The organism is Mycolicibacterium peregrinum (genome assembly GCF_001665625.1).
Classification (GTDB): domain Bacteria; phylum Actinomycetota; class Actinomycetes; order Mycobacteriales; family Mycobacteriaceae; genus Mycobacterium; species Mycobacterium peregrinum_B.
The window spans coordinates 57091-69614 of sequence record NZ_LZSY01000159.1 but is presented as its reverse complement, the minus strand read 5'-3'; the positions used below and the strand labels follow the sequence as shown (position 1 = coordinate 69614).

Annotated in this window: 15 protein-coding genes; 12 read left to right on the top strand and 3 right to left on the bottom strand. The window is 66.8% G+C overall.

Features of this window, described 5'->3' with window-relative positions; translation table 11 throughout:
* Positions 1-10: 10 nt before the first annotated feature.
* The 9 genes from A5779_RS25235 (at position 11) to A5779_RS25195 (ending at position 7189) form a co-directional block, all read left to right on the top strand.
* Positions 11-1141, top strand: a complete 1131-nt coding sequence (locus A5779_RS25235) for a 3-ketosteroid-9-alpha-monooxygenase, oxygenase component (protein ID WP_064886462.1) — start codon at positions 11-13, stop codon at positions 1139-1141.
* Between the two features lie 24 nt (positions 1142-1165).
* A complete protein-coding gene (locus A5779_RS25230) occupies positions 1166-1966 on the top strand; it encodes a biotin--[acetyl-CoA-carboxylase] ligase (RefSeq protein WP_064886461.1) in 801 nt (266 codons plus the stop codon).
* 9 nt (positions 1967-1975) lie between these two features.
* Positions 1976-2494, top strand: a complete 519-nt coding sequence (locus A5779_RS25225; protein WP_064886460.1) for a PH domain-containing protein — start codon at positions 1976-1978, stop codon at positions 2492-2494.
* 87 nt (positions 2495-2581) lie between these two features.
* Positions 2582-3331, top strand: a complete 750-nt coding sequence (locus A5779_RS25220; RefSeq protein ID WP_064886459.1) for a glycosyltransferase family 2 protein — start codon at positions 2582-2584, stop codon at positions 3329-3331.
* On the top strand, positions 3328-4281 hold the full coding sequence (locus tag A5779_RS25215; RefSeq protein WP_064886458.1) for an acyl-CoA dehydrogenase family protein: 954 nt from the start codon (positions 3328-3330) through the stop codon (positions 4279-4281). The genes A5779_RS25220 and A5779_RS25215 overlap by 4 nt, the downstream gene beginning before the upstream one ends.
* A complete protein-coding gene (locus A5779_RS25210) occupies positions 4278-5057 on the top strand; it encodes a PIG-L deacetylase family protein (protein WP_064886457.1) in 780 nt (259 codons plus the stop codon). Before A5779_RS25215 ends, A5779_RS25210 begins: the two co-directional genes overlap by 4 nt.
* 29 nt (positions 5058-5086) lie before the next feature.
* Positions 5087-5707, top strand: coding sequence for an SAM-dependent methyltransferase (locus A5779_RS25205; RefSeq protein ID WP_064886456.1), 621 nt, complete (start codon positions 5087-5089; stop codon positions 5705-5707).
* A gap of 110 nt (positions 5708-5817) precedes the next feature.
* Positions 5818-5991, top strand: coding sequence for a CsbD family protein (locus A5779_RS25200; protein ID WP_064886455.1), 174 nt, complete (start codon positions 5818-5820; stop codon positions 5989-5991).
* A 10-nt stretch (positions 5992-6001) separates the two neighbouring features.
* Positions 6002-7189 (top strand): AI-2E family transporter, encoded by a 1188-nt coding sequence (locus tag A5779_RS25195; protein WP_064886454.1) that lies wholly within the window; start codon positions 6002-6004, stop codon positions 7187-7189.
* A gap of 26 nt (positions 7190-7215) precedes the next feature.
* On the opposite strand, the gene A5779_RS25190 is transcribed toward A5779_RS25195, so the two are convergent.
* The gene (locus A5779_RS25190; protein WP_064886453.1) at positions 7216-7905 is read right to left on the bottom strand and encodes a GtrA family protein; all 690 of its coding nucleotides are present in this window, start codon (positions 7903-7905) and stop codon (positions 7216-7218) included.
* Between the two features lie 114 nt (positions 7906-8019).
* On the opposite strand from A5779_RS25190, the gene A5779_RS25185 reads away from it, so the two are divergent.
* Together A5779_RS25185 and purE are read left to right on the top strand one after the other, a co-directional pair.
* Positions 8020-9252: a 5-(carboxyamino)imidazole ribonucleotide synthase gene (locus A5779_RS25185; RefSeq protein ID WP_082941845.1), complete on the top strand. Its 1233-nt coding sequence runs from the start codon at positions 8020-8022 to the stop codon at positions 9250-9252.
* A complete protein-coding gene (gene purE, locus A5779_RS25180; protein WP_082941844.1) occupies positions 9239-9748 on the top strand; it encodes a 5-(carboxyamino)imidazole ribonucleotide mutase in 510 nt (169 codons plus the stop codon). The genes A5779_RS25185 and purE overlap by 14 nt, the downstream gene beginning before the upstream one ends.
* A 15-nt stretch (positions 9749-9763) precedes the next feature.
* On the opposite strand, the gene A5779_RS25175 is transcribed toward purE, so the two are convergent.
* Positions 9764-10420 carry a TetR/AcrR family transcriptional regulator gene (locus A5779_RS25175; RefSeq protein WP_064886499.1) on the bottom strand — a complete coding sequence of 219 codons (657 nt, stop codon included), beginning with the start codon at positions 10418-10420 and terminating at the stop codon, positions 9764-9766.
* A 136-nt stretch (positions 10421-10556) separates the two neighbouring features.
* Between A5779_RS25175 and A5779_RS25170 the strand changes: the two genes are divergently transcribed.
* Complete coding sequence (locus tag A5779_RS25170; protein WP_055111946.1) at positions 10557-11726, top strand: acyl-CoA dehydrogenase; 1170 nt, start codon at positions 10557-10559, stop codon at positions 11724-11726.
* Between the two features lie 86 nt (positions 11727-11812).
* Here the strand turns inward: A5779_RS25170 and A5779_RS25165 are convergent, their stop codons facing one another.
* Positions 11813-12517, bottom strand: a complete 705-nt coding sequence (locus A5779_RS25165) for a TIGR03089 family protein (RefSeq protein ID WP_064886452.1) — start codon at positions 12515-12517, stop codon at positions 11813-11815.
* Positions 12518-12524: the final 7 nt, after the last annotated feature.

Here is a 12524-nt window from a genome sequence, read left to right as displayed (position 1 = left end):
CGAGGTAGCAATGAGTGACATCCGGGAAATCGACACCGGCGTTGCGATGACGCGCTTCGCGCGCGGCTGGCACTGCGTCGGCCTCGCTGACACGTTTCGGGACGGGAAGCCGCACGGTATCGAAGCCTTCGGCACCAAGCTGGTCGTCTATTCCGACTCCGCCGGCGCACTGCACGTACTCGACTCGTACTGCAGGCACATGGGCGGTGACCTGTCGATGGGCTCGGTCAAGGACGACAACCTGGCCTGCCCGTTCCACGACTGGCGTTGGGGCGCCGACGGAAAGTGCAAGCTGGTGCCATATGCCAAGCGGACACCGCGACTGGCGCGTACCCGCAAGTGGGACACGACCGAGGTCAACGGCCAGCTGCTGGTTTGGCACGATCCAGAGGGCTCGACGCCCCCGGCCGAGCTGACGCCGCCCACCATCGAAGGCTATGAGGACGGGATCTGGTCGCCGTGGCAGTGGAATTCGATTCTGATCGAAGGGTCGCATTGCCGCGAGATCGTCGACAACAACGTCGACATGGCGCACTTCTTCTACATCCATCACGCCTACCCGACGTACTTCAAGAACGTCATCGAAGGCCACACGGCCAGCCAGTTCATGGAGTCCAAGCCACGTCCGGACTACGCCACCAGAGAACTCTGGGACGGCACCTACTTGCGTTCGGAGGCAACGTATTTCGGTCCGGCCTACATGATCAACTGGTTGCACAACGACCTCGCCCCAAACTTCACCGTCGAGATCGCCCTGATCAACTGCCACTACCCGGTGACGCACGATTCGTTCGTGCTGCAGTGGGGTGTCGCGGTCCAGCAGAATCCAACGATGCCCGGCGACAAGGCCGAGAAACTCGCAGCCACGATGAGCCGGACGTTCGGTGACGGCTTCATGGAGGACGTCGAGATCTGGAAACACAAGGCACGCATCGACAACCCGCTGCTGACCGAGGAGGACGGCCCCGTCTACCACCACCGCCGGTGGTACGAGCAGTTCTACGTCGATCTCGCCGATGTCACACCGGACATGACCGACCGCTTCGAGCAGGAGGTCGACACCACGCACGCGAACGAGCTGTGGCACCAGGAGGTCGCCGACAACCTGGCGGCGCCCAACGCTGCCCGGGCTTCCCGCTGACGTCGCGCCGTAAGCTTGGCCGCGATGAACACAAGGCCAGCGTTGGACGTGACGACTTTGCGCGACGGGCTCGAGGGCCTGTCGTGGCGGCGCGTCGATGTCGTCGATGAGACCGGATCAACCAATGCCGACCTGTTGGCGCGGGCGGCGTCGGGCGAGGACATCGCCGGCGCGGTGCTGTTCGCCGAGCATCAGCACGCCGGCCGCGGCCGACACGGCAGGCACTGGTCAGCACCGCCCCGCTCACAGGTGATCGTGTCCTTCGGCGTCGACGGCTCGGCGGTGTCCCCGAACCGTTGGGGGTGGCTGCCGTTGGCCACCGGCCTGGCCACCGTCGATGCGGTCGCCGAGGTCGCCGGGACGCGGGTCGGCCTGAAATGGCCCAATGACGTTCTGGTAGGACCAGGCGGCGGAAAGCTGGCCGGCATCCTCGCCGAGGTGGCCTCGCCGGCTCCGGTCATCGTCGTCGGCCTCGGCCTGAACGTGACGATGACCGCCGAGGAAGCACCCGATCCGCGCGCCACCTCGCTCACCCAACTCGGCACGGCGACCGTGGACCGCTCGCCGCTCGCGCGGGCCCTGCTGCGCCATCTCGACGCACGTATCACCGCCTGGCGCGATGACGATCCGTCGCTCGCGGCCGACTACCGTGCCCGCAGCGTCACCATCGGCAGCCGCGTCCGCGCGATCCTTCCCGGCGACAACACCTTGGTGGGCACTGCCGTCGACGTCGACGATCTCGGGCGCCTGATCATCGACACCGCAACCGAACAGGTCACGTTGTCTGCGGGCGACATCACGCACCTGCGCCCCGAGGAGTCGTAGAGTTCTGCCGTGGGCTACCCGGAGAATGTGCTGGCCAAGGACGAGCAGGTGGTGCTGCACCGGCACCCCCACTGGAAACGCCTGATCGGACCGGTCCTGGTCCTGGTCCTGATCACTGCGGCCTCGGCGTTCGTCGCAGCCGTGGTCAACACCATGGACTGGCAGGCCACCGCCAAGAACGTCCTGTTCATCGTGATCGGCGCGATCTGGCTGATCGTGGTCGGCTGGCTGACGGTCTGGCCGTTCCTGAACTGGTGGACCACCCATTTCGTCATCACCGACCGCCGGGTGATGTTCCGGCACGGCCTCCTGACCCGCTCGGGCATCGACATCCCGCTCGCGCGGATCAACAGCGTCGAATTCCGCCACGGGCTGACCGACCGGCTGATGCGCACCGGCACGTTGATCATCGAATCAGCGTCGCAGGATCCCCTGGAATTCCACGACATTCCGCGGGTGGAACAGGTGCATTCACTGCTGTATCACGAAGTTTTCGACACTCTGGGGTCCGAAGAGTCGCCCAGCTGACACTGCGTCGGGTGACGGCCGGGCCCGTTGCCGCCGCCACTGGGGCCAGTGGGTGTGGAATCGGGTGGAAATGGCTATCTATCAGCCATGACCGCACGGCCGAACCACTTGGAGACCGCCTTCGATCAGGCCGTGGTGGTGATACCGGCCCACAACGAAGCTGCAGTGTTGCCTCGCTGCCTGCGCGGGATCACCACGGCCGCGGCATGTTGGCAGGGGCCGGTGCTGGTCGTAGTCGTCCTCGATTCCTGTGACGACAGCAGCGTCCAGTTGGCGGGCCAGTTCGGCTGCGACGTCCACTTCGTCAGTGTCGAGGCGGGCAACGTCGGTGCGAGCCGAGCCGCCGGTTTCTCCTACGCGCACTCGCTGAGCAACCACGTCGACGACTCGCGTGTCTGGTACGCCACCACCGACGCCGACAGCCGAGTGGACCCCGACTGGCTGCTGCGTCAGACCGCGCCGGCTGCCGACATGGTGCTGGGTGTGGTGCGGGTGGCCGACTGGCGGCATCACCCCGCCGCACTGGTCCGTCGGTACCTGCATGCATACGAGTCCGATATGCGGGGCAGCAACAGTCACAACCACATCCACGGCGCCAACATGGGTTTCCGTGCCGACGCATACTGGCGGGTTGGCGGCTTCCACCCGCTGACGACTGGCGAGGATGTCGAACTGGTCGAAAGGTTCGAGACCGCCTCCTATCGGATACGGCGGGACCCGTCGCTGTCGGTCACCACGTCAGCGCGGCGGAACGGCCGCGCTCCCGGCGGCTTCGCCAGTTACCTCCGCGATTTATCGCGATCCGTATTCCCTTCGGCAGAAAGGGATTCCGCATGACGGCGAGCTTGGTCCGGAACTGGTTGGAGTCAGGCCGGCTGGAGTTGCCACTACCAGGTTCCGGTGCGACCGCGCGACGCTGGCAGCGGCTTGCGGAGCTCACCGAGATCGACGTCGTCGCCGGGCGACTCGCGGAAGCTCACGTCGACGCGGTCGCGATCCTCGACGAGCTCGGGGGCAAACCGCCTGCCCCAGGCGAGCTGTGGGCGGTGTGGGCCGCCGAAGACCCGGAGGCCGTACTCAACGCCCACACCACGGGAGACCGCGAAACAGACACAGTGAGACTGTCAGGAACCAAACCGTGGTGCTCGGGGGCGGGGCTCTGCACACACGCGTTGGTCACCGCTCGCCGAGACGACGGCCGCCGCGCGCTGTACCTGGTGGCGACTGACAGCGCCGGGGTGCAGCCTCTGCCGAGCACGTGGAGGAATGCCGGCATGGCGGCCAGTGACACCCGCTCGGTCCAATTCAGCAATGTGCTCGGGGTACCCGTCGGCGGTCCCGGCGACTACCTGGATCGTCCCGGCTTCTGGCACGGCGCGATCGGCGTCGCGGCGTGCTGGCTCGGCGCCGCCCGAGCGGTCGCCGCACCCCTGTACGGCCGCGTCGCACGCGGAGACGCCGACGAGCATGCGCTGGCCCACCTCGGCGCTGTCGACGCTGCGATCGCGGCCGCCGAAGCGATGCTGGCCGCGGCGGCTGCGGCGACCGACGCCGACCCGTTCGACCGGTCCGGGTCGGCCCAATTGCTGGCCAGGCGAACCCGCGCCGTCATCGAAACCGCTGTCGACGCGGCGATCACCCGCACAGGCCGCGCACTCGGGCCCGCGCCGCTGTGCCAGGATGCCCAGCACGCACGACACGTCGCGGATCTGACGATCTACGTGCGGCAGAGCCACGCCGAGCGTGACCTCGCCGCGCTCGGAAGGCTGGCGGGGGAGCACCGATGACTGCCGCGGAGTCTGCTGAATCATGCGGCAACGCACCGCGGTTCGGGTCACGGCCGCTGAGCTGCGGCGGCACCCCCGGCCACGTCTGGACCAGTTGGGGCCGCTCCTTCGGCGAGTTGGATCTCAGCACTTGTCCCGCACTGGTGGTGGTCGCACCGCATCCCGACGACGAGACCCTCGGCTTCGGGGCGACCACGGCGCTGCTGGCGGCGCGGGGTGTCGACGTCCAGGTGGTGTCGGTCAGTGACGGCGGGGCGGCCCAAGGCGATCTCACCCCGGTCGACAGATTCCGGCTGGAACGCACCAGGAGAGCCGAGTTGGTAAAGGCAGCGAAGGTTCTCGGTGTGGGCGAGCCGATCAGCCTCGCATTACCTGACGGCGAGCTTGCCGCCCACCAGGACTCGATCACCGATCTGCTGACCGGGATTCTCCAGGCTTGCCCGCCCGGGACCTGGTGTGCCACAACGTGGCGCGGTGACGGGCACCCGGATCACGAGGCCGTCGGACGGGCCGCCGCCACGGCCGTGCGCCGCACCGCAGCAGTTCTGCTCGAGTACCCGGTCTGGATGTGGCACTGGGCCAGGCCTGGAGACTCCGCAGTGCCCTGGGATCGGGCGCTTACGGTGCCATTGACGGCCTCCGCCGTGGGGCTCAAGCAGGTTGCCGCGCAATGCTTCCGCAGTCAGTTCCACCCTCTCGCGCCTGGTGCGGGCCCAGTGCTGCCGCCGTTCGTGTTGCCTCGCCTGCTCGCGGTCGGGGAGATGGTGTTCCGTTGACGCGCCTGCCCGACGCATACTTCGACCGCATGTACGCGGCCTCGGCCGACCCGTGGCAGCTGGCGACTCGCTGGTATGAGCAACGCAAGTACGCGATCACTCTGTCGATGTTGCCGTACCGGCGCTATCGGCATGCCTTCGAGCCGGGTTGCTCGATCGGCACCCTCACCGCGCTGCTCGCCGGACGCTGCGATCACGTCACCGCAATGGATGTGGCGGCGTCTGCGCTACAGATCGCCGACGTCCGATTGCGTGCCGATGACCGTGACGGGACGCGGGACCGCGTCACCCTGACCCGTGGGTCTCTCGACGATCCTTGGCCGCCAGGGCCTTTCGACCTACTTGTGCTTTCCGAAGTGGCGTACTACCTGGACGAGGAGTTGCTGGCTGAGCTGCTCCGCCGGGAGTGTCCGCAGTTGGCCCGCGGTGCGACGGTGATAGCGGCGCACTGGCGTCACGAGGTCGCCGACTATCCGCTCAGCGGTGATCAGGCCAACCGGGTCATCGGGGCGACGCCGGGTCTCATTTCGATCGGCGGCTACCGCGACCGCGACGTGGTCATCGAGGTCTTCGACACCCACAGTGCTGCGTCCGTCGCTGCGCGCAATGGTGTGCCGGGAGCTGGTCACGGATCTCCAGAGAAGGGTTAGATATCGCCGGGTTGGGTATCCGATGCGTGACTGCGCGACGAATCTCGTTCCCGCGCTATGTCATTCCCGTGCCGCGAACCCGTGGCCAAGCCGGTTTGAAGGAGAAACACATGAGCGCCGTCGACAAGGCCAAGAACAAGGCCGAAGAGCTCGCAGGAAAGGCCAAGGAGAAGGTCGGTCGGGCCACCGGAGACAGGGACACCGAGGCCGAGGGGCACAAGGACCAGGCCAAAGGCAACGTGAAGCAGGCCGGGGAGAAGATCAAGGACGTCTTCAAGGACTGACCCCACGACGATGTCTGGCCGTGATGCATCGGCCGCCGGTGCCGACGCGGCCCACGACAAATCCGTCGGTCAACCTCACACGGAGGCCGAGGGTGACGTGATCGTCGCTGCGGAGAAGGGCGCGGCGCAGATCAGTTCGCCGGCCCACCCGCTGGGCGAGGCGGGGCCTCGTTTCAACCGCGCTTCGCCCTTCATGATCGGCATGGCCGGCGCGGCGGGGGTGGCTGTCACCTACGGCGGCATCGAGCTGCTGATCGCTGCGCGCGGGGCGGTGATCCTCATCGTCGTCGCCGGGTTCGTCGCGATCGGCCTGGAGCCTGCCGTGTCCTGGTTGGTGCGCCACCGGATCCCGCGCTGGGCGGCGGTGACGGTGGTGTTCTTGGCGGCCATCCTCATGATCGCGGGGTTCGTGGCGGCCGCGATTCCGCCTCTGGTCACCCAGGGCAGCGCACTCGTCCACAACGCTCCCGACTACCTGCATGACCTGCAACACCGATACCCGATCGTCGACCAGCTCGACGGCCGATTCCACCTGCAGGACAAGCTCAATGTTGCACTCGCGGGCGGAAACGCTTCCGCCTTGGCCGGTGGCATCGTCGGTGCCGGGAAAATCGTCGTCGGCGCGGTCAGCGGGGCGGTCATCGTGCTCGTGCTCACCGCCTACTTCCTGGCGAACTTCGCGCGGATCCGGGCGGCGCTCTACCGACTGGCGCCGCATTCTCGCCGTCCCCGGACGATCTTGATCGGCGATGCGATCTTCGCCAAAGTCGGCGGATACGTGCTGGGCAACATCCTGGTATCGGTTGTGACCGCGGTCCTCACCTTCATCTGGCTGATGGTGTTCGACGTGCCGTACCCGTTGCTGCTCGCCGTACTGGTCGCGGTGCTGGACCTGATACCGATCGTCGGTTCGACGCTCGCCGGCATCATCGTCGCCCTGGTGGCTTTGACTGTGTCGGTACCTGTTTCGGTCGCCACGGTCGTCTTCTTCATCGCGCTGCGATTGGTCGAGGACTACCTGCTGGTGCCGCGGATCATCGGACGGGCCGTCCAGGTGCCACCCCTGGTCACCGTCGTCGCGGTACTGCTCGGAGGGGCGTTACTCGGAATCGTCGGCGCATTACTGGCCATCCCGATAGCTGCCGCAATCCTGCTACTGGCGCGCGAGACGCTCTTCCCGCAGCTCGACCGTCGATGACCGGTCTGACGTCGGGGCCGAGATGGTCAGGAGCTCTTCGACACGGGGTCCGACGAGTCACCGAGCTGACGCGCCTTCGAGCGACGGCCCGGCCGACGGAGGACCCCGTCTGATCCGCGCGTGCGCAGCGGCGTCACGGTCGCGGGCTTGTGGAGCTCGGAATGGTTCTCCAGCGCTTCGGCGAAGCCGCCGCCGGTGAGTGTGGACTCCAGTGCCAGGTCGGGCTTGTCGACGAACTCGTCGGGGAACACCCAACGGCGGAACGCCCAGAACCGGAAGGCCATCTGAAGCAGGTTGCCCAGAATGTAGGCCGAGATGAAGTCGGCGATGTTCTCCACAGTCAGTGAGACCTCGGGAACCCGAAGGCCGAGCACATAGCTGGAGAAATACAGCGGAAGCATCGACAGCAGCACGCCCACGCCGCTGAACGCGAAGAACAGCAAGGCCTCGTGGTGGCGCTCGCGGCCGCCGCGGTTCTGGAAGCTCCACTCCCGGTTGAGGATGTAGGAGGCGATGACCGCGACGATGCCGGCGATGATCTTGGCGGTGACCGGTTTGGGTTCCAGCACCGTGAGTTTGAGGGTGTAGAAAATGGCCGAATCGATGACAAACGTCGTCGCGCCGACGATCGCGAACTTGATCAGCTCGTGATGCCGCTCGGCGTAGGGACGGACGAACCGCGGCAATCGAGCGATTGTCGCATCGGCAAAGGACACAACTAGGCAGTGTACGTAAATGCCCCATCAGATGCCGCATCGTTGCGGGCTCCGGACCTTAACCGCAGGTCAATGCGCCGGTCATGACGAAGTCATGAATTCGCGCATGACACCATGGAGTGCGTGCCGACAACTCCCCAGAAGCCGCCTTCGCCCGTGAGCAGGCGGAATCCGACAGTGGTGATGATCGGCGGCGGCCAGCTCGCGAGGATGACCCACCAGGCGGCCGTCGCGCTGGGGCAGACCCTGCGGGTGCTGTCCGCCGGTCCGGACGAATCCGCCGCGCAGGTCACTCCCGATGTCGTCATCGGCTCTCACACCGACCTGGACGCGCTGCGCCGGGCGGCGGACGGCGCCACGGTGTTGACGTTCGACCACGAGCACGTGCCCACCGAACACCTGGACACACTCGTGGCCGAAGGCATCACGGTCAACCCGCCGCCGCAGGCGCTCGTGCACGCCCAGGACAAGCTGCTCATGCGTCGCAAGCTGCACAGCCTGGGTGTCCCGGTGCCGCGCTTCGCCGAGATCACCTCGGTCGCCGACGTCGAGGAATTCGTGCGGGAGATCGACGGCCCGGTGGTGATCAAGACGGTGCGCGGCGGCTACGACGGCAAGGGCGTGGTGATGGCCGACGACGTCGCGACCGCGCGCGAGGTCGTGGCCGGCTACCTGGCCGACGGGGTACCGGTACTGGCCGAGGAACGTGTCGCGATGCGCCGGGAACTGGCCGCGCTGGTGGCGCGCTCGCCGTTCGGACAGGGGGCGGCCTGGCCCGTCGTCGAAACCGTGCAACGCAACGGTATCTGCGTCGAGGTATACGCCCCGGCTCCTGGACTGTCCGACGAACTCGGCTCGGCCGCACAGGAACTCGGCCTGCGAGTGGCGAACGAACTCGGCGTCGTCGGGGTGCTGGCGGTCGAGTTGTTCGAGACGGTCGACGGCACGCTGCTGGTCAACGAGTTGGCGATGCGGCCGCACAACTCCGGGCACTGGACCATGGACGGCGCGGTCACCAGCCAGTTCGAGCAGCACCTGCGGGCCGTGCTGGACTACCCGTTGGGTGACACCTCTGCGATTGCCCCGGCCGCGGTGATGGCCAACGTGCTGGGGGCTCCGGAGACACCGACGATGTCGATGGACGAGCGCCTGCACCACCTCTTCGCGCGGATCCCCGACGCGAAGGTGCACCTGTACGGCAAGGGCGAGCGGCCCGGACGCAAACTCGGACACGTCAACATCATCGGCACGGATATGGATGAACTTCGCGAGCGTGCGGTGCGCGCGGCGCACTGGTTGTCGCACGGCGAGTGGACCGACGGATGGGATGAACATGGCGCAGAGTGACGGCCCCAGGGTTGGCCTCATCATGGGCAGCGACAGTGACTGGTCGGTGATGTCCGACGCGGCCACCGCACTCGCAGAGTTCGAGGTGCCGTTCGAGGTCGGTGTCGTCTCCGCGCACCGCACCCCGCAGCGGATGCTCGACTACGCCAAGACCGCCGCAGACCGGGGGATCGAGGTGATCATCGCCGGAGCGGGTGGCGCGGCGCACCTGCCCGGCATGGTGGCGTCCGCGACACCGCTTCCGGTCATCGGCGTCCCCGTGCCGCTGGCCCGTCTCGACGGCATGGACTCGCTGCTGTCGATCGTGCAGATGCCGGCCGGGGTGCCGGTGGCCACGGTTTCCATTGGCGGAGCACGCAATGCGGGCTTGCTGGCCGTACGAATCCTCGGTTCGTCAGATCCCGCACTCCAGGCCCGGATGGTGAAATTCCAGGCGGATCTGGAAACCATGGTGTTGGAGAAGGACGCCGCCCTGCGCGATCGCCTGCTGGGCTGACCGGGCGACAGTGAGTCAATCCCCGATGAGCTCGCGAATACGAGACGTCAGGGACTCGACCGGTTCATCGGTCGACATCACCACAACGGCGGTGCGGCCGCTACCGCCCCGGTAGATCGGCCAGGTGGCGGCCAGCGCCTCGGCCAGGTCTGACCGCGGGTTGGTCACATCGCCACGCAACCACCGGCGCAGAACATGGTTGTGTGCGGCGACGACGGCGTTGGCGAACAGTTCGGCGCGCAGGCCCGCCGTCCAATCCTCGGTCTGCGAGGTCCGAAGGTGTTTGGTGAACAGCCGGACATACCGCGACACCACGGCTGTTTCGAAGTCGCGCAGGGCAGGTACCGAGCGGGTGAGCCGGTACCGCGTCCGGGCACGCTCGCCCTCGGCGAGATAGTTCTCGAAGACCGAGGTGGTCGCCACCGCGATGACCTCGGCGGGGAGCGCTTCGGCCGGCGTTGCCGACAATCTCTCGTCTGCGCGGCGTAGCAGCGCCTCGTGATCGGGAAAGATCAACGCCTCTTTCGATCCGAACTGGCGGAACGCAGTGGTGCGTCCCACCCCCGCCCGTGTCGCGATGTCGTCGACGCTGGTGGCCTCGTATCCACGCTCCTCGAACAGCTCGAATGCCGCGCTCACCAGGCGCTCCCGGGTACTTGGCAGGTCGGGCATGAGTGCACCTTTCATGGTACTGAGTGCCGATGCTATGGTACTGGGTACCAAAAGTAGCAGGGCGATGTACTCGATGTGCAGTCCGGGCAACGATGGAAACCAAGAGAGCCAAGGGCTGAAAGCGAAGGAGAAGATCATGGCTGGTTGGGCCGGTAACCCATCATTCGATCTGTTTCAGCTGCCGGAGGAGCATCAGGAGCTTCGGGCGGCGATTCGGGCGCTGGCGGAGAAGGAAATCGCCCCGCACGCTGCCGACGTCGACGAGAATGCGCGTTTCCCGGAAGAAGCCCTGCAGGCACTGAACGCCTCGGGTTTCAACGCGATTCACGTGCCGGAGGAGTACGGCGGCCAGGGAGCGGACTCGGTCGCGGCTTGCATCGTGATCGAGGAAGTGGCCCGGGTGGATTGCTCGGCGTCGCTGATCCCGGCGGTCAACAAGCTGGGCACCATGGGTCTGATCCTGCGCGGCTCGGATGAGCTGAAGAAGCAGGTGCTGCCGTCGCTCGCCTCGGGTGAGGCGATGGCGTCCTACGCGCTGTCCGAGCGCGAGGCGGGCAGCGACGCCGCCGGCATGCGGACCCGCGCCAAGGCCGACGGTGACGGCTGGATCCTCAACGGCACCAAGTGCTGGATCACCAACGGCGGCAAGTCGACCTGGTACACCGTCATGGCGGTGACCGACCCCGACAAGGGCGCCAACGGCATCTCGGCGTTCATGGTCCACAAGGACGACGAGGGCTTCGTCGTCGGCCCCAAGGAGCGCAAGCTCGGCATCAAGGGCAGCCCGACGACCGAGTTGTATTTCGAGAACTGCCGCGTTCCGGGGGACCGGATCATCGGCGATCCCGGCACCGGGTTCAAGACCGCGCTGGCCACACTGGACCACACGCGCCCGACCATCGGCGCGCAAGCCGTCGGTATCGCTCAGGGTGCGTTGGACGCGGCGATCGCCTACACCAAGGACCGCAAGCAGTTCGGCCGTCCGGTCAGTGACAACCAGGGCGTGCAGTTCATGCTCGCCGACATGGCGATGAAGGTGGAAGCCGCGCGGTTGATGGTGTACTCGGCGGCGGCACGCGCCGAGCGCGGCGAGGGCAACCTGGGCTTCATCTCGGCGGCGAGCAAGTGCCTGGCCTCGGATGTGGCCATGGAGGTCACCACCGATGCGGTGCAGCTGTTCGGCGGCGCCGGTTACACCGTGGACTTCCCGGTCGAGCGCATGATGCGTGACGCCAAGATCACCCAGATCTACGAGGGCACCAATCAGATTCAGCGCGTGGTCATGAGCCGCGCCCTGCTGAAGTAGTTCCCACGCCCAGTGGCCAGTTGGCGCACGCATTCATCGAAAGACCGTGCGGTAACTGGCCATCGGGCTTTTCGGGGCACGTTGATCTAGCCGCGGGTGACTTTCTCCGTGGTGCGACGCCGTTCCTGTGCGCCCACATCGGGATTGGCCACCTGCACGAGTGACGCCCCGGCGGCGAACACTGCGATCAGATTCGCGACGAGCTCGTCTGGAGTGGCCCACGCCGCGCTCGAGAGCACTCGGTCGTCGGCGGTGAAACCCTGTGCGGCAGCGGAATTTCTGGCCGCTTCCAATACCTCGGACACCGATCGCCCGGCCAGGGCCGGGCCCGGAACCCGCTCGGGCACGATCTGATCACCGTGGACCCGCACCGCGGTGGCGTAATCGGTGACCCCGATCGGCAGATCGGGCGCCGGCTTGCCGAACGGATCCAGCGACAGCACTGCAACCTCGCCTCCGGACACCGCGTCGTCGGCCTCGTCGAGCCGGTCCCGCGTGCACAGAGCCATGTCAGCGTCCCCGTCCAGCACTACTTCACTGCCGATCCACCAGATCCCAAACAGCGCCGCGGCCGTCTGCCAGTGAGCGGGCAGCAGCACCGCCACCCGGGTTCCCGGGCCGGCGCCCATCTCGTCGCGCAGCAGGTTGGCGGTCTTGGCGGCCCAGTTGGCCATGGTCACCGCCGACAACTCGATGCGCTCACCGGTCGCGTCGTCGTAGTAGGTGATCCGTGGGCCTGCCGGGTCCGCGGCCAACAACGGATCCAGGATCGCAGCGCTGACTGTGCTCATAGCCTCT